The organism is Mucilaginibacter sp. JRF (assembly GCF_015223065.1).
Lineage (GTDB): Bacteria > Bacteroidota > Bacteroidia > Sphingobacteriales > Sphingobacteriaceae > Mucilaginibacter.
The window spans coordinates 1-17,867 of record NZ_JADFBY010000005.1; the positions used below are offsets into that span (position 1 = coordinate 1).

A 17,867-nucleotide genomic window follows, 5' to 3' on the forward strand; every position below is an offset into this window, starting at 1 on the left:
GGGGGGGATGGTGTAAAATATTTCTGCTTTTCGTTCGTCATCGGCATTATAAATGCGCTTATAATTTGGCGCTAACATAATGAGCCATGACCATAGATAATAAACAAATAGCCATAATAGGCGGCGGCCCCGGCGGGCTTACCCTTGCCCGCTTGCTGCAATTAAAGGGAGCCGACGTAAAGGTTTACGAACGCGATACCGACAGGCATGCCCGCCAGCAAGGGGCAACGCTCGATCTGCACGACGAATCGGGATTGAAAGCCCTTCGCCATGCCGGGCTAATAGATGAGTTCAAAAAACATTATCGCCCGGGGGCTGATAAACTGATCGTAACGGATAAGGATCTGAATACACGATACACTGACCACGACGGAAGACCCGAAGGAGGGTTTGGTCAGGAACACTTCAGGCCGGAGATAGACCGCGGACCGCTGCGCGATATCTTGATCAACAGCCTGGCCGAAGGTACCATTGAATGGAACAGTCAATATTCATCAGCACAAAGAATAAATGGCCGCTGGAGAATCCAATTTAAAAACGGAAAAACCACTTATGCGAATATTGTCATAGCTGCTGATGGGGCTAACTCGGCATTAAGGCATCTGGTAAGTGATATAAAACCCATTTACTCAAACGTTACTGTAGTTGAGGGCAATATTTACAATGCCGCTGTAAATGCACCTGTATTGAATGAGATGGTGAAAGGCGGTAAAATATTTGCCCTCGGCGGTGAAAAAACAATTGTACTGAGTGCCAAGGGCGATGGCGCACTATCATTTTATACCGGCACCCGCGAGGCGGAAGATTGGTTAACCAAAATCGCTATCGACTTTAAAGATAGAAACAGTGTATTCACATGGTTTAAAACCCGCTTTGCCGACTGGAGCCCGCAATGGCATGAACTGTTCGCTACGGATGATATGTATGTGGTGCCGCGGCCTATGTATCATTACCCGACCGATCAGCATTGGGAAGCACAGCCTGATATTACCCTGTTAGGCGATGCCGCCCACCGCATGCCGCCTTATGCCGGTGAAGGGGTGAACATGGCCATGCTGGATGCCCTTGAACTGGTCGAGGCATTAATCAACCCCGAATATAGCAGCGTACAACAAGCCATAGCCGCTTACGAAAAGCAAATGCTTGCCCGTGCCGCCGAAGTTACCGCCATCACCCTCGAACAAACCGAAGCCATGCACAGCCCCGGCGCGCTTGAGCATGTGCTCAACTTGTGGAACGGCGCGGAATGATCAGGCCAAATTCTGTGTAAAAAATTCGATGGTGCGTTTCCAGGCCAGTTCGGCGGCGGCTTTATCGTAACGTGGGGTGGTATCGTTATGGAAACCGTGGTTCACATTCTCGTAAATAAAGGCCTGATACTTTTTGTTGTTGGCTTTTAGGGCTGCCTCGTAAGCGGGCCAGCCTTCGGTTATGCGGGTATCCAGCGAGGCATAGTGCAACATTAACGGCGATTTTATTTTAGGCACATCCGCTGCATCAGGTTGGGCACCGTAAAAAGGTACCGATGCCGCCAGGGTAGGTACCCGTACGGCCATGGTGTTGGCAATACCGCCGCCAAAGCAAAAACCTACAACGCCAACTTTGCCGTTGCAATCCTTATGGTTTTTGAGGTATTCGTACGCGGCTATAAAATCTTCTTCCATTTCGCCTTTGTCGCGCTTGCTTTGCAGGGCACGGCCATCATCGTCATTACCGGGATAACCGCCAAGCGGGGTAAGCGCATCGGGCGCTAATGATACAAAACCGGCCAGCGCGGCACGGCGTGCCACATCCTCAATATAAGGGTTAAGGCCACGGTTTTCGTGCACTACTATGATGCCGCCCAGTTTCTTTTTAGCATCAACAGGTTTTGATAGCAGGCCTTTTATGGTACCGCCACCTTTTGGCGAGGGGTAATTAATATATTCTGATTTCAGTCTTTTGTCGTCTGCTTTGATCTGCACATTGCCCTTATAATCGGGCATCAAAAAACTCATTAATGAGGTTACCGTTAACCCGCCTACCGCGTACAGCGACAGCTTTTGCATAAAAGCGCGCCTGTCTAACCGATTATGGGCATAATCATCATACAGATCAAATACCTCCTGCTTAATATCCTCTTTGTTGATTTGGCTCATGTTCAATAGGTTTTACTCAAATGTAGCTTTATCTGGTAATGTGAAAGTGTAACAGTTTTGATGGTGAGAATGTTTATCGGAGCTATTTATCAGCCGGAACATCATAACCTCGCATTCGGCAATAATATTGGCACCTTCCCGAAAAAATCCTGTTGTACCGATCTGTATTTTCTCTTGATGAAATGGAATGCTCTCAGGATTCATGATCCACATTAAGGCCGTTCCTGCGGAGGGAACAGGTATATCAGCGTTTAATATGATATTTCTATGTTCATCTTCAAATTCAGGCCAGATCATGAACAGGCTATTGCCTTCATCGTATGAAAAATCACAACGTATACCCTGATAGGGTAAAGACTTACGCCCGCCCTCTACCTCGCTTTTAAAGCGATATTTTACACGGAAATTTGGGATGCGACCCAATCTTGCCTGATAAGGGGTGTGCATTTACTCTCCCTTATTCTTCTTCAACCACTCCAGCCTGCGCTGATCGGGCAGGTGCTTCACCTTAAAATTCTCGAAACGGGCCTCAAAGCCGTTGCCATCCGGACTGGCAGCCATCAAGCCTATGGTTACGGGATGATTATCCTGCAAATGCGCATTGCGCGACATGATGTAGGTTTTATCATCAAACGAGTAAAATATCTCCAGGGCATCTAACCGGCGCACTACTTTTATCCAGATGAATGGCGGCACCTTGTCAAGCGGGGTAACGCTCCAATCGCTGGTGTGGTGGGTAACTACGCTGCTTACATTCAGCTTGCCATCAACAAACTCAACACCGGTTTTAATATAGTTTTCGTGGTCGGTACGTATCATCATGCCCATTTGGTCAAACCGGGCTTTGTAGGCGCCAACCAGTTTTACCTTGGCCTCAAACTCGCCGCCGTAAGTGGTGTACAGGTAGGGGGCATCATCAACGGTAAAGCCATAGTGCGATATGCGCCAGTAATCGCTTTGTGGCGTTACCTGCATTATCAGGCTGTTGTTTTTTATTTCCCACTTTTCGGGCTCATTGAACCACTGCATTTTTTCGAGGGTTTGCGCCTGGGCGTTGTACATAAAACCCGCGGCAAGCAGGCTAAGTAATAGTTTTTTCATTACGATGTAATTGGTTACGGCGCAAATATGGGCATCAAAAACTATTGTTTAAGCATTAGGTTTATTTTAGCGGTATTATTGTTATAAAATTTGCCTAAAATGAAGATAGCAACCTATAATGTGAACGGCGTTAACGGCCGCCTGCCGGTGCTACTGCGCTGGCTCAACGAGAGCGCGCCCGATGTGGTTTGTTTGCAGGAGTTAAAAGCCCCGCAGGAGAAATTCCCGGAGCAGGCCATTGCCGATGCCGGTTACAATGCTATATGGCACGGCCAAAAAAGCTGGAACGGGGTAGCCATTTTGAGCAAAGGCATGGATATAACCGAGATAACCCGTGTACTGCCCGGCGACCCGGAAGATACCCACAGCCGCTACATTGAGGCCGAAGTAAACGGCTTGACCATTGGCTGCCTGTACCTGCCCAACGGCAACCCGGCGCCCGGCCCCAAGTTCGATTATAAGCTGAGCTGGTTTGAACGCTTTACCCTGCATGCCGCCGAACTGCTGGCCTCAAAAAAGCCGGTAATACTAACGGGCGATTATAACGTGATGCCTACCGAGCTGGATGTTTATAAACCCGAACGCTGGGTAGAGGATGCGCTGTTTAGGCCGGAAACACGGGCGGCCTTTAAAAAACTTGTTGACCAGGGGTGGACGGATGCCCTGCGCAAACTATACGCCGATGAGGTGATCTATACCTTTTGGGATTATTTTCGCGATGCTTACGGGCGAAATGCCGGACTGCGTATAGATCATTTTTTGCTGAGTCCGCAGGTGGAGGGCAGGCTGGCCGCCGCCGGTGTTGATAAGCAGGTGCGCGGCTGGGAAAAAACCAGCGACCATGCCCCGGTTTGGATAGATCTAAAAGATAAATAAAACACGAAAGCCCTTGCACAACACAAGGGCTTTCATATTTATATATAAAATAGGGATAGTACTTTATTCAATGCTACGCAGCACACGGTTCCAGCGTATCTTATTGAGTGGGCCTTTGGTGCTATCAATACTCATAAAGGTTAGCACAGCCTTGCCCACCACGTGATCCTCTGGCACAAAGCCCCAGTACCGTGAATCTTCGGAGTTGTGGCGGTTATCGCCCATCATCCAGTAGTAATTCATTTTAAAGGTGTAGCTGTCGGCTTTTTTGTTGTTGATGTAGTAGCTGCCGTTCTCTTTCTTGATGGTATTATGCTCAAACAAGGTAATGTTACGGCTGTACAAAGCGGCGGTTGAATCATTAAGCGGAATGGTCATGCCGCGTTTTGGTACCGTGATGGGGCCGTAATTATCCTGGTTCCAGCTAAATAGTTCGCTTTGCGGAAAAACGGTCAGATCCTGCTGACCTTTAGGCTCAATAACCGGGGTGATGGATTTTATGTTCGATAAACCTTTCAGCTGATCAAAACTATCCGTAGGGATGATCATCACATAATCGTTAACGTTCAGCTGACCGCGCACTTCAACATTAAGGTCTTTCAATAATTCGGGATTGATATCACTGCCATTGGTACTTACCAGCCATGATGTTTGTGCTTTGGGGGCATTCTTTAATTCCTTACCGTTCACCATTACTTTAGTATCAACAATGCTCAGCACATCGCCGGGAGTGCCAACGCAGCGTTTAATGTAATGCACGCGCATATCAACCGGATCTTTAGGTGTGCCGCCCGGGTAGTTGAACACCACAATGTCGCCGCGTTTTACTTCAGATAATCCGGGCAGGCGGAAGTAGGGGAGCTTGATGGCATCCCAATAGGTTTTAATATTGGCCGAGGTAACATGCGATTCCAGGAAAGGAATACCCAGCGGCGTGTTAGGCATGCGTGCGCCATAGCTCAGCTTGCTTACAAACAGGTAGTCGCCCGTCATTTCGGTACCTTCCATTGAGCCGGAAGGAATGGCATAGGCCGAAAACAGCAGACCACGCACCACGGTTGATACCACCAGGGCAAACACAATGGCATCGAGCCACTCGCGGGCCTTGCTTTTCTTTTTAACCGGAACCTCTTGTTTTTTGCGCGAAAATAAGTTCAGCTTCATGCGGATAGCAGATTAAATGTTAGCGTTATAACGATAACATTTTGACGGCGTTAGGCTTGGGTTGTTACAAAGGAGTGGATTTATTTTGCAATATCAAACCAGGGAATATTAAGCAAGCCTTTGTAATAGTAAACAGATACAGTGTCATTGATCTCAACCTCTGAATAAAAGTACAGTTTTACCGAATTTTTATCAATTTGCTTTTGCGGGCCCCATGCGCTTAAAGTAAGATAATAGCTTGTTGTTTTCCTTTTGATATTCTCTTGTCCAATACTTCGGCCTTGTAGGTTTGTGGTATTGATTTATCGAAAGTGCAATTGATAATGAGCACATCAACTACACAATAGCCAAAAAGATATACAGCTATCATTAAAGTGTTAGCAATGTTTGCGTAACCACTAAAATTAAATTCTTTGCTACCAATAAAAGTTATGGTGGCTAAAACTACAAACGCCGCGATAGTAAAAGTCCACATATTTTGAAATGAAAATATATGATAGTCAGAGAAGCAGCGTAATGCTAATGCAAACAGTGGAGCTATGAAGGCTAATGAAAGGTTAGGGTTAGCTGAATTTTTACTTGAGTCAACCCTGATCAGTCCGCGGCTACGTTTTATAACCAATAATATAACTACAGGGAATATCATGTTTACCACAAGAGAATTTGTATCAGGATAAAAACCCACCCATAAAGCCAAAATAATACTTGCCACACTAAGTATATTACATAGTTTTTTAGCGTTCTTTAAATTTTGCGCAGCTTCTTCGGGCGTTAAGCCATAATCGTTGTTATAAATAATATCTTCCTCTGATTGATGTTGATCGCGCAGATCAAGATCAGTAAAATTAGCACGCAGTAAACTCAAAACTTTCGATTTTCCGATATATGTTGATAGTTTAATTACTGGTTTTTGTGTTTGGGCAGATACAATGGAAATATAATTGTTATCCACATGATAACCTTCGATATCACTAAACAATACTTCTTTTTGTGAAAATACCTTTACATGGATAAATCGGTCAGGTTCAACAATAAGCTTTTCCTTAAACACAAGTAAAAGGCAGTATGCAAAAAACAATATTCCTGCCGATCCAAAAAGCACTCCGAAAATACCTGCTTTCTCGGTAAATCCAGCATAAATGAGCCAGCCAAAAAGGGCTGATAAAAGTAATGCGCCTACGGTGAAAAATATTTTCCAACCATTGGAGTAAGATATCTCTGTTTGATAAGGTTGGTTGTACATTATAATTTATATAGATCTCAAAAATAACATGTGCAGGCAAATGCGGAAAATAAAAAATTAAATTATTGTCTACTAAATCCATAGATATAATAATAATTATTATTATCATTGCAAATAATATTGCAACAATCACTAAATGAAACAATTTTTACACGCCAACCACCTTGTTAAATATTTTGCCACCTCGCGTAAAGGCTGTATGTGTTGTTGTTGATGCCGGCTCACTCATCGCATTAATTAACGATCACACTATCACATACTATAACCACCATATTTTATAATGAAACTTTATCGAATAACGTTTAGCGTCGTTTTAAAAGCGGCCTTAATAAATTTTGCACTCTTTTTGGCGCTGGTGCAGTACGCCGCCGCGCAGGAGAACCAACTGGTTGAAATATCGGGCAAGGTTACCGATAATACCACTAAGGAGGCATTGCCCGGTGTAAGCGTAACCATAAAAGGTACCGTATCGGGTACTACAACCAACTCGCAGGGTCGTTTCTCGCTGCGTGGCAGGTTGAGGTTTCCGTTTACGCTGGTGTTTTCAAGCGTGGGCTTTAAAACGCAGGAGTTCGCGGTCAACTCGCCCGGCACCAGTTTGGATATAGCGCTGAGCACACAATCCATTCTGGGTAACGAGGTGGTGGTATCAGCCTCAAGGGTTGAGGAGAACATCCTGAAATCGCCGGTAGCTATCGAAAAGCTGGATGTAAGGGCTTTAAAGGAATCGCCCGCGCCAAGTTTTTATGATGCTTTGGAGAACGTAAAAGGCGTACAGCTAACTACATCAAGCTTAACCTTTAAGGTACCTAACACCCGTGGCTTTAACATCCCCAACAATTTCCGCTTTAAGCAGCTTGTTGATGGTATTGATATGGAAGCCGCTACATTGGGCGTACCACTGGGGAACGCCATTGGCCCAACCGAGCTGGATATTGCCAGTTTAGAGGTGATCCCCGGCGCGGCATCGGCATTATATGGCATGAACGCTATTAACGGTATGGCATCGCTGCAAACTAAAAATCCGTTCTATTATCAAGGCTTGAGCATCTATGTTAAAAACGGTATTAACCATGTAGGTGGCACCGGTCGCGATTTGAGCAACCTGACCGAAACAGCCCTGCGTTATGCCAAGGCGTTCAATAATAAATTCGCCTTTAAGGTTAACATGAGTTACATGAGGGGTACAGATTGGGTGTCGGATACGCGCCGCGATCAAAACCCCAACAACCTGGTAACCGCCAACCCTAACTACCCCGAACTGGCCGCCAATAACCCGGCCTATGATGGCTGGAACAAGTATGGCGATGAGAGCAACAACGCCGTAACCGTAAGCGGTATAAATTATAACGGCAATGCCGGTCAGTCATTCATCGTTCGCCGTACGGGTTATAACGAGCGTGATATTGTTAGCCCGATAGTGGATAACCTGAAACTGGATGGATCATTGCACTACAAGGTGAGTGATAATGCCGAACTATCATACGGTTACCGTTTTGGTAAGATGGATGGCGTGTTTCAGCGTGGTAACAAAATACAGCTGGATAATGTGGTGGTACAAAACCACAAGCTGGAGTTAAAGGGTGCTGATTATTTTGTACGTACCTACATGTCTGTTGAAAATTCAGGCGACTCGTATAACGTAAAGCCAATGGCCGATAACCTTGATATTACCAGCGGTGGTACCAATGCCGTATGGGGCGCCAAGTTTAAAACCGCCCTGCAAACCGCGCTGGATGCCAATACCCCGCTTGCCGACGCCATGACCATTGCCCGCACCGCTGCTGATGCCGGCCGTGTTATACCCGGCACGCCTGAGTTCGACGCGCTGAAAAGCCGTATCCGTGGCATTAACAACTGGGATTATAATGCCACCACGCAAATAGGCGGCGCGGCGCTGTTCCAAAAAAGCCGTACCTACCATGCCGATGCGCAGTATGATTTTACCAATAAAATAAAATGGTTCAACCTGTTGGTAGGTGCCGATTTCAGGGAGTACTCGATCATTCCGGACGGTAATAACTTTGTTGATTTTTCGCGCCCGGTTAACGAGCGTAACACCCCGCTGGCAGATGGTAGCTACGGTAACAACGTACACTACACCAAAGTGGGTGCCTTCGCGCAGATCACCAAAACATTTTTTGAGGAACGCCTTAAAATATTCGGCTCGCTGCGTTTGGATTATAACAAGGAATTTGACCCTAAGCTTAACCCCCGTATAGCCGCGGTGTATACCCTTGCCGAAAAGCATAACTTCAGGGTATCATACCAAAACGGTTTCCGTTTCCCGGCCTTATTCGAGGCGCTATCGTTTGTTAATAATGGCAACGTGCGCCGTATAGGTGGCCTGCCATACATTAACGAGGGTTTGAACTATCTGGATAACTCGTACACGCTGGCATCTATCAATAACTTTAACGCCGCGGTAAATACCGAGGTAGCCAACAGCAATGGTACAGTTACCCGTAGCCAGGCCGCATTAAATAACCGCAGCCTGTTGCAGGTAACCAACCTGGGCAATACCCAGCCCGAGCAGATCAACTCTTTCGAGGCGGGTTATAAAGCCCTGTTGTTTGATAACAAGGTAGTGCTTGATATTGATGGCTATCTGAATAAATACACCGGCTTTTTAGGCCAGGTAGAAGTTGCCGTACCATACCTTAACGCTACCGATGGCGGCGGAACCCTGGCCACACAAGCACAGGTAGGCAGCGATCAGGCGGTTATTGCCGCCCTTGCCGAAAACCGTACCGCGCAGCAAACCCGCTACCGTGTGTATACCAATGCTAAAAACTCTTATACCAACTACGGTTCGTCGTTAGGTTTAACATATAACTTTTACAAGCGCTACACCGTAACCGGTAACCTGGCATACAACAACATAAAAGGTAACGAAAGTGCCGATATTTTTGTGACCGGTTTTAACACCCCAAAATGGGTAACCAACGTATCATTAGCTAACCGCGAGGTGGTGAAGAACGTAGGCTTTAACGTGGTTTACCGTTACCAAAACTCTTTTTTGTGGGAGAGTCCGCTGGCTAATGGTACAGTGCCTGCCATCAATACTTTTGATGCGCAGGTATCATACAAAGTACCTACGGCAAAGGCAACCATCAAACTGGGCGGATCGAATATATTTAACCGCAAATATTACCAGTACGCTGCCGGCCCAACCATTGGCGGCCTGTACTACATAGCCGTAACATTTGATGGGCTTGATCTGTAATTATCATCTACCTGTTATATAAACATGAGGGCGGCGCTGTAATAGTGCCGCCTTTTTTTGTTTTGGCAGATAGGCGGTTATGTATAAAATCAAGTTCAAATAAAACAATTTGGAGTAACGCTTGTAATGTTCGTGCCGTTGATTTAGGATCGGGCAGGTGCAGGCTGTAATGGCCGCTATCGGCACTTGCCCTTCTTTTTTCTTACTTTTGAAAAATTTTACCTGTTGACCGTAATTGTTAAAAAACTGTTCTCGTGGCTTATCAAGGCCGCTATACTCGGGCTTGCCGGGTGGTTCATCTATCATAAATTCCTCACCAAGAATAATGATCTGCAAGAGTTTCGCCTAAAAATTGCTGATCTCACTAACGCGCAGGTTATCGGTACAATAACGGCGGTATCCATACTGATGCTGCTTAACTGGACACTGGAAGCCTTTAAATGGCAATATGTTAGTCGTAAGCTCATCAGCATATCGATATGGAAAGCCCTCGAATCTGTTTTTTGCGGTTTGACCTGGGCCATATTTACCCCCAACCGGGTGGGCGAGTATGGCGGGCGCATTATGTTTTTGCCTAACCGCAAGCGTATACATGGCTTGTTTGCCATGATGGTGGGCAGCCTGGGGCAAAATTTAGTTACCAATATTTTAGGCCTTACCGGAACCTTATGGTTCATTTATACATATAAGGAGAAGATGCACATTGGCGATCTGTTTTTTTGGTGTATAGCCGTGCTGGTGGTTGCCTTTTTGTTTATGCTGATACTGTTCTATTTTAATATTGAGTGGATGGTGAGCCTGCTGAGCAAGATAAAGTTCATCAAAAAATACGAGCGGTTCTTCAACATTATGGCCAGGTATGATACCACCGAACTGCTGAACATTTTATGGTACTCGGTAGCACGGTTCATGGTGTTTACCCTACAGTATTATTTATTGATACATTTGCTGCTGCCACAAATAGGTTTGTTTACCGTGGTGATGATGGTATTTACCTTCCTCATCATACAATCGGCGCTGCCATCGCTGGATATATTTGATATCGGTGTGCGCAGTTTTACCGCTACCAGCCTGTTCGCTTACGTAACTAACGAACAATTGGCCGTGGTTGCCTGCGTATCTATTATATGGCTTATCAACCTCATCATTCCCGCGGTGATAGGTTGTTTTTTTGTACTTAAATTAAAGTTTTTTGACCGTTATGCATAGTATCATATCCATGCTGCTCACCGGTATCTATCTGTGTGTGCTTATCTACCTCATAAAAGGCTGGGCTTTGCTTAAACGGGCTAAACCATCACTAACATCATTCAAAACAAAGGTTACCATCCTCATCGCCGCCCGTAACGAGGAGGCTGGTATTCATTTAACTATTGAGGATATACTGGCGCAGGATTACCCCAAACACCTCACCGAAATAATTATTGTTGACGATCACTCTACCGACCGCACCGCCGAAATCATCCGCAGTTATGCCGATAAAGGGGTAAAGTTATACCAGATGCGCGCGGGCGAGGCATTGAACTCGTACAAAAAAGCTGCTATTGCCGAGGCCATCGCCATGTCGACCGGTGAGCTGATGGTGGCTACGGATGCCGATTGCCGTATGGGTAGCAAATGGCTATCATCGGTAGTATCATACTACGAAACAGAGAATCCGGTCATGATCTCGTCGCCGGTTACTTATTTTCAGGAGAAATCATTGTTTGAGCTACTGCAAACGCTGGAATTTTCGTACCTGATCGGTATTGGCGCCGCCTTCATTGGTAATGGTCGGGCATCAACCTGTAACGGGGCTAACTTTGCTTACCGTAAGGATGTGTTTTATGAGGTAGGCGGCTTTAAGGGCATTGACGATCTGGCATCGGGCGATGATGAATTGCTGCTGCAAAAAGTGGCCGAAGTATATCCCGGCAGGATAGGTTTTTTAAAGAACCGCGAAGCTATTGTATACACCCACGCCAAACCAACACTCGAGGAATTTTTACAGCAACGCCGTCGCTGGGCATCAAAATCAACCCGGTATAAGGATAAAAAGATAGTGGCTATGGCCATTTGTATATGGCTGTTTAATGTATCGTTACTGGCTAATGCGCTGCTGGGTTTTTATGATATATTTTTCTTCAAGCTGTTTTGTGTACAGTTTGGGTTGAAGGTATTGTTTGAGGGCGTGTTTCTGCTGCCGATCACTTCATTTTGGAAACGACCGGGTTTAGTAGGCTTATTGATATTACTATCGCCAATACATATATTGTACTTTGTTTATGTGGGATTGATGGGCAATACCCGCAAATACGCCTGGAAAGGGCGTTTGGTACGCTAAGTATAACCTAAAAACAATGAGCTTATGGCACCAGCAACAGTATCTATACGGCCATTTATAGGCGCTAAGGATTTTGAACTATCAAAAGCATTTTACAGCGACCTGGGTTTTGAGGAGCACAGCATCGACGCTAAAATGTCGCTGATCCGCCTTAATGATCTGGCCTTTTACCTGCAAGATTATTACGCCAAGGAATGGGTAGAAAATACTATGATATTTTTCGAGGTAAAAAGCGCCGCCGAATGGTTTAACTGGATGCAAAGCCTCGACCTGGAAAAGAAATATCCCGGTGTAAAGCTGGTGCCCTTACGCCACGAACAATGGGGCCAGGAATGCATGATATTAGACCCGGCAGGAGTGCTCATTCATTTCGGTAATTTTTATCAATAAAAGCTAATTAAATTAGCAAAATGTTGTAATTTTACGATTGTTGAAAAGCATTTAACAATAAAAATTACTAAATGACCGAGGAACTAAGCAGTGGGGCAGACTTTTTATTTTACACCTCAAATGAGGGGAAAATAAAGGTTCAAATATTATCAGACGAAGAAACTGTTTGGGCTACTCAAAAAGGGATGGCTGAGATATTTGGAGTGTCAATACCGACGGTTAATGAGCATTTGCAAAACATTTTCAAAACCGGAGAGCTAAATGAAATTTCAGTTATTCGGAAAATCCGAATAACTGCGAATGACGGGAAGAAGTATCTAACCAACGTTTACAACTTAGATACTATAATATCTGTAGGTTATAGAATAAACTCTTATCAAGCCACCCAATTCAGAATCTGGGCAACAAACATACTTAAAGAATACCTTGTTAAAGGTTTCACATTAGATGACGACAGACTAAAGCAAAGCAAAACAGTTTTCGGGAAAGATTATTTTGATGAATTACTTGAGCGTATTAAAGAAATACGCGCATCCGAAAGAAGATTTTATCAAAAGATAACCGATATATATGCTCAATGTAGTGCCGATTACGATAAGAATTCGCCCATTACCCAAACCTTTTTCGCTACAGTTCAAAATAAATTAGAGTTTGCTATAACCCAACAAACAGCAGGTGAAATAGTAAAATCAAGGGCAAATTCCAAATCACCGAACATGGGTTTAACCACATGGAAAAACTCACCTGATGGAAAGGTGTTGAAAACAGATGTTTCAATAGCGAAGAATTATCTTACCCAGGATGAGATATCAGAGTTGAACTCAATAGTAAATATGTATTTAGATTATGCTGATTTACAGGCGAAAAGAAACCGGCTTATGGAAATGAGTGATTGGGTGCAGAAGCTGGATGATTTCCTGAAGTTCAACGAATACGAAATTTTACAAAATTCCGGATCTATAACAGCTAAGCTTGCCAAAGAATTTGCAGAGAAGCAATATGAACAGTTTAGGGTGGTTCAGGATAAAAACTTCCAATCTGATTTTGACAAAATCTCAAACAGGATTATTCAAACAAGGCAAATACCTAAGAAATAAAGATTCTCTGTTTACAATATAGATCTAAACCTGATAATAAAATTACAAAATAACCTTTGGTACAATGAGCAAACAAATTCACCGATGCGCCTGGTCCGGCACTGATGAGCTTTATATAAAATATCATGACGAGGAGTGGGGCAAAGAAGTGCATGATGATAAGGTATTTTTTGAGTTCCTGATATTAGAATCGGCACAGGCAGGCCTGAGCTGGATCACCATACTGCGCCGTCGCGAAAACTACCGCAAGGCTTTCGCTAATTTTGATGCAAAAAAGGTGGCTGCTTTTACGGATGATGATGTGTCGCGCTTATTGGCCGATGAAGGCATTATCCGCAATCGCCTAAAAATTACAACTTCAATAACCAATGCCCGGTTGTTTATGGATATACAAAAGGAGTTCGGTTCGTTTGATAAATATCTGTACAGCTTTATACCCGGTGGCAAGGCCATTAACAAACCTCCGCAGGGCGGTATCCCGGTAAGTACGCCCGAGAGTGACGCGATAAGTAAGGACCTGAAAAAACGTGGCTTCAAATTCTTCGGCACCACCATTTGTTACGCTTTTATGCAAGCCACCGGCATGGTGAATGATCATGCGCTGAACTGCGATTTTAGATAGTGAGTCAGTGATCGGTAGTTGGTAGTCAGTGATCAGAGGGTACGCTAAGTAATCCATTGCCTGTTTATGTCGCGGTGATAGGGTGAGTAAAATATCGTACTTTTGAACGGTCGGTGAAATTATATTGCCGTAACAAGGGATCGGTGTAATCACTAAATACTTTATGAAAAAACTCTTTTTATTGGATGGCATGGCGCTTATTTACCGCGCCCACTTCGCGTTGAGCAAAAACCCGCGGTTTACTTCGGGTGGAATGAATACATCAGCTGTTATGGGTTTCACCAATACCCTGCTTGATGTGCTGCGTAAAGAAAAGCCAAGCCACATGGCCGTAGTATTTGATACCGATGCGCCCACCGAACGCCATACTGATTTTGAAGGCTATAAGGCACACCGCGAAGCCATGCCCGAAGACTTAGCCAAGGCATTGCCTTATGTGATCAAGGTAATACTGGGCTTCAATATTCCGGTAATAACATCAGATGGTTACGAGGCCGATGACATTATTGGCACCCTGGCCAAAAAAGCCGAGGTACAAGGCTACACTGTATACTGCATGACCCCTGATAAGGATTTTGCCCAATTGGTGAGCGATAATATATTCATCTACAAACCTGCACGCATGGGTAACGAGATGGAGATATTAGGCGTGAAGGAAGTTTTAGCCAAATGGGAGGTAGAGCGTGTTGAACAGGTGATAGATATCCTCGGCCTGTGGGGCGATGCGGTGGATAATATCCCCGGCATTCCCGGAGTGGGCGAAAAGACTGCCAAGTCATTGATCAAAACATACGGTTCGGTTGAAAATATTATTGCCAACAGCCACGAGCTGAAGGGCAAGCTGAAAGAGAACGTTGAAACTTATGCCGAGCAGGGCCTGCTATCAAAAAAACTGGCTACCATTATGCTGAATGCTCCGGTTGAGCTGGACGAAGAAGGACTGGAGATATGTGCTCCAAGTCGTGACTTGTTAGAGCCATTGTTTGCCGAGTTGGAGTTCCGTACGCTGGGCAAGCGCGTGTTTGGCGAGGAGTACAGCATTACCGAAATGAAGGCCGCATCGGTACAAACCGATCTGTTTGGCAATCCGGTTAATGGCGGCTATACCAGCCTTACGGTTGATGTTACGGATATAAAAGAACCGGAAACTCCGGCCATCGCCAAAAATATAGATAACACAGATCATCAATATCACCTGGCTGATACTGTTGAAAAGCGTGCCGAACTTATCGCGCTGCTTAAACAACAAAAAGATATTTGCTTTGATACCGAAACCACCGGTACCGATGCCAACAATTGCGAGCTGGTAGGTTTATCGTTCGCCATTAAGGCGGGTGAGGCCTGGTATGTGCCTGTCCCGGCAGATCAGGCTGCGGCGCAAATTATTGTTAATGAGTTTAAGGATGTGCTTGAGGATGAAAGCATAGGCAAAACAGGCCAAAACATCAAGTTTGATGTAATGGTGCTTAAATGGTACAACATCAATGTAAAGGGTAGTTTGTTTGATACCATGCTGGCCCACTACGTGCTCGATCCGGATACGAGGCATAATATGGATATCCTGTCCGAAAATTATTTGGGGTATACGCCGGTTTCTATTACCACACTGATTGGCCCGAAAGGGAAGAACCAAGGCAATATGCGCGATGTGGAGATAGAAAAGATAAAGGATTATGCCGCCGAAGATGCCGATATTACCCTGCAATTAAAACAGGTGTTCGAGCCAAAGATAAAGCAAGCCGAGGCCGAGAAACTGATCAACGAGATAGAGCATCCGCTGATCTATGTACTGGCTGATATGGAATGCGAGGGCGTGAAAATAGATCAGGATACACTCAAAGAATTCTCTAAGGATCTGACAACTGACCTGGCTAAGCTTGAGGCTGTGGTTTACGAAAAGGCGGGGGTGCGTTTCAATATATCATCGCCAAAGCAATTAGGCGAGGTGCTGTTTGAAAAACTACAACTCGATCCCAAAGCCAAAAAAACCAAGACAGGCCAGTACCAAACCGGTGAGGATGTACTGTTGGCCTTAGCCGCAAAGAGCGATATTGTTAAGGATATATTGGATTTTAGGCAGCTGCTTAAGCTAAAATCAACCTATGTTGATGCCCTGCCGCAAATGATCAACCCTAAAACCGGTCGGGTACATACCTCGTACAACCAGGCGGTGGCGGCTACGGGGCGTTTAAGTTCACAAAACCCTAACCTGCAAAATATCCCTATCCGTACCGAGCGTGGTCGTGAAGTGCGTAAGGCTTTCATCCCGCGCGATAGCGGCCATACCCTTATCTCTGCGGATTACTCACAGATAGAGCTACGCATTATAGCCGAGATAAGCAAGGACGCGAACATGATGCAGGCTTTCCTGAATAATATTGACATTCATACCGCTACGGCGGCCAATGTTTATGGCGTGCCGGTTGCCGAGGTAACCAGCACCCAGCGCAGAAATGCCAAGGCGGTTAACTTTGGTATTATTTATGGGCAGTCGGCTTTTGGCTTATCGCAAAACCTGGGCATACCACGTAAGGAGGCCGCCGAGATCATTGAACAATACTTTATACAGTTTCCCGGCATTAAAGGCTACATGGCCGATACCATGAACTTTGCCCGCGAGAACGGTTATGTAAACACATTGATGGGTCGCCGCCGTTACCTGCGCGATATTAATTCGGCCAATGCTACCGTGCGTGGTTTTGCCGAACGAAATGCCATTAACGCCCCGATACAGGGTTCGGCCGCAGATATGATCAAGATAGCCATGATCAATATTCACCGCGAAATAAAAGCGCAAAACCTGCAAGGCAAAATGACCATGCAGGTGCATGATGAGTTGGTGTTCGACGTGCCTCACCACGAAGTGGAGTTGGTAAAGCCCATTATTATGGAAAACATGAAGAACGCCATAAAAACTGAAGTGCCCATTATTGTAGAGATAGGCACGGGCACTAACTGGCTGGAAGCGCATTGATGCTTCGACAGGACATTACTACATGGAAGGCCTGTCACCCTGAGCTTGTCGAAGGGTGCGTGTGGTGGGCATAGTCCGTTAGTGTTTCGACAGGCTCAACATGACAAGGAAGTGTTAGTTATAAATTGGCATCTATTAAATTAGATAATTGGTATATTTGATATATGATAAGGACGCTTTTAAAGCCTGATAATCAAAATATCTCTATCCGGTTGCCTGAAAATTTTGTAGGTAAGCAGGTGGAGGTTATAGCTTTTACTGTTGAGGAAACACAGCAGAATGAAATAGCGACAGATAAACCGCTTGCGCATTTCGCTTCCCAAAACGTATTGGCAAAGGATTGGTTATCAGCAGAAGAAGACGAAGCATGGCAGGATTTGTAAAAGGCGACGTAGTTGTTATCCTGTTCCCGTTCTCTGATCTTTCCGGAAGTAAGAAAAGGCCGGCACTTGTACTTGCCGATCTGCCGGGGGATGATATTATTCTTTGCCAGATAACCAGTCAGCAAGCGTGGGACTCATTCGCCGTGCCGATTGACGCAAGCAGTTTTCTTTCAGGTTCACTGCCCGTGGCCTCAAACGTTCGTCCATCACGAATATTTACTGCGGATAAAAATATAATTCTCAAAAAGGCGGGAACGCTCAATCAATCTGCTTATAATAAAGTTGTCAGTATAATTAACAGCCTTATCAGCTAATTATATCATTATCTAA

Annotated in this window: 16 protein-coding genes; 11 read left to right on the top strand and 5 right to left on the bottom strand. The window is 45.1% G+C overall.

Annotated features, from left to right (window positions below):
- Nucleotides 1–86: 86 nt before the first annotated feature.
- Nucleotides 87–1,250: an NAD(P)/FAD-dependent oxidoreductase gene (locus IM792_RS13760; protein WP_194102462.1), complete on the top strand. Its 1,164-nt coding sequence runs from the start codon at nt 87–89 to the stop codon at nt 1,248–1,250.
- On the opposite strand, the gene IM792_RS13765 is transcribed toward IM792_RS13760, so the two are convergent.
- The 3 genes from IM792_RS13765 to IM792_RS13775 are packed head-to-tail and all read right to left on the bottom strand — an operon-like array spanning nt 1,251 to nt 3,239.
- Entirely contained in the window at nt 1,251–2,138 is an 888-nt protein-coding gene (locus IM792_RS13765; RefSeq protein ID WP_194102463.1) for a dienelactone hydrolase family protein, read from the bottom strand. It lies immediately after the preceding gene.
- Between the two features lie 12 nt (nt 2,139–2,150).
- Entirely contained in the window at nt 2,151–2,585 is a 435-nt protein-coding gene (locus IM792_RS13770) for a hypothetical protein (protein ID WP_194102464.1), read from the bottom strand.
- Complete coding sequence (locus IM792_RS13775) at nt 2,586–3,239, bottom strand: DUF1349 domain-containing protein (RefSeq protein WP_194102465.1); 654 nt, start codon at nt 3,237–3,239, stop codon at nt 2,586–2,588. It lies immediately after the preceding gene.
- 99 nt (nt 3,240–3,338) lie between these two features.
- Between IM792_RS13775 and xth the strand changes: the two genes are divergently transcribed.
- Nucleotides 3,339–4,115 carry an exodeoxyribonuclease III gene (xth, locus tag IM792_RS13780; protein ID WP_194102466.1) on the top strand — a complete coding sequence of 259 codons (777 nt, stop codon included), beginning with the start codon at nt 3,339–3,341 and terminating at the stop codon, nt 4,113–4,115.
- Nucleotides 4,116–4,178: 63 nt separating this feature from the next.
- Here xth and lepB read toward each other — a convergent pair whose 3' ends face one another.
- Nucleotides 4,179–5,279, bottom strand: coding sequence for a signal peptidase I (gene lepB / locus IM792_RS13785; protein ID WP_194102467.1), 1,101 nt, complete (start codon nt 5,277–5,279; stop codon nt 4,179–4,181).
- A 220-nt stretch (nt 5,280–5,499) separates the two neighbouring features.
- Nucleotides 5,500–6,522: a hypothetical protein gene (locus IM792_RS13790; RefSeq protein ID WP_194102468.1), complete on the bottom strand. Its 1,023-nt coding sequence runs from the start codon at nt 6,520–6,522 to the stop codon at nt 5,500–5,502.
- A 280-nt stretch (nt 6,523–6,802) separates the two neighbouring features.
- Between IM792_RS13790 and IM792_RS13795 the strand changes: the two genes are divergently transcribed.
- From IM792_RS13795 to IM792_RS13835, 9 genes are all read left to right on the top strand, one after another.
- On the top strand, nt 6,803–9,748 hold the full coding sequence (locus IM792_RS13795) for a TonB-dependent receptor (RefSeq protein ID WP_194102469.1): 2,946 nt from the start codon (nt 6,803–6,805) through the stop codon (nt 9,746–9,748).
- Between the two features lie 225 nt (nt 9,749–9,973).
- Entirely contained in the window at nt 9,974–10,957 is a 984-nt protein-coding gene (locus IM792_RS13800; protein WP_194102470.1) for a hypothetical protein, read from the top strand.
- A complete protein-coding gene (locus tag IM792_RS13805) occupies nt 10,950–12,071 on the top strand; it encodes a glycosyltransferase (RefSeq protein ID WP_194102471.1) in 1,122 nt (373 codons plus the stop codon). Before IM792_RS13800 ends, IM792_RS13805 begins: the two co-directional genes overlap by 8 nt.
- A 24-nt stretch (nt 12,072–12,095) precedes the next feature.
- Complete coding sequence (locus IM792_RS13810) at nt 12,096–12,461, top strand: glyoxalase (RefSeq protein WP_194102472.1); 366 nt, start codon at nt 12,096–12,098, stop codon at nt 12,459–12,461.
- A gap of 71 nt (nt 12,462–12,532) precedes the next feature.
- The gene (locus IM792_RS13815; protein WP_194102473.1) at nt 12,533–13,558 is read left to right on the top strand and encodes a virulence RhuM family protein; all 1,026 of its coding nucleotides are present in this window, start codon (nt 12,533–12,535) and stop codon (nt 13,556–13,558) included.
- Nucleotides 13,559–13,622: 64 nt separating this feature from the next.
- The gene (locus IM792_RS13820) at nt 13,623–14,180 is read left to right on the top strand and encodes a DNA-3-methyladenine glycosylase I (protein WP_194102474.1); all 558 of its coding nucleotides are present in this window, start codon (nt 13,623–13,625) and stop codon (nt 14,178–14,180) included.
- 163 nt (nt 14,181–14,343) lie between these two features.
- Entirely contained in the window at nt 14,344–17,154 is a 2,811-nt protein-coding gene (gene polA / locus IM792_RS13825) for a DNA polymerase I (protein ID WP_194102475.1), read from the top strand.
- Nucleotides 17,155–17,318: 164 nt separating this feature from the next.
- The gene (locus IM792_RS13830; protein WP_194102476.1) at nt 17,319–17,537 is read left to right on the top strand and encodes a hypothetical protein; all 219 of its coding nucleotides are present in this window, start codon (nt 17,319–17,321) and stop codon (nt 17,535–17,537) included.
- Entirely contained in the window at nt 17,522–17,851 is a 330-nt protein-coding gene (locus IM792_RS13835) for a type II toxin-antitoxin system PemK/MazF family toxin (RefSeq protein ID WP_194102477.1), read from the top strand. Before IM792_RS13830 ends, IM792_RS13835 begins: the two co-directional genes overlap by 16 nt.
- Nucleotides 17,852–17,867 lie beyond the last annotated feature (16 nt).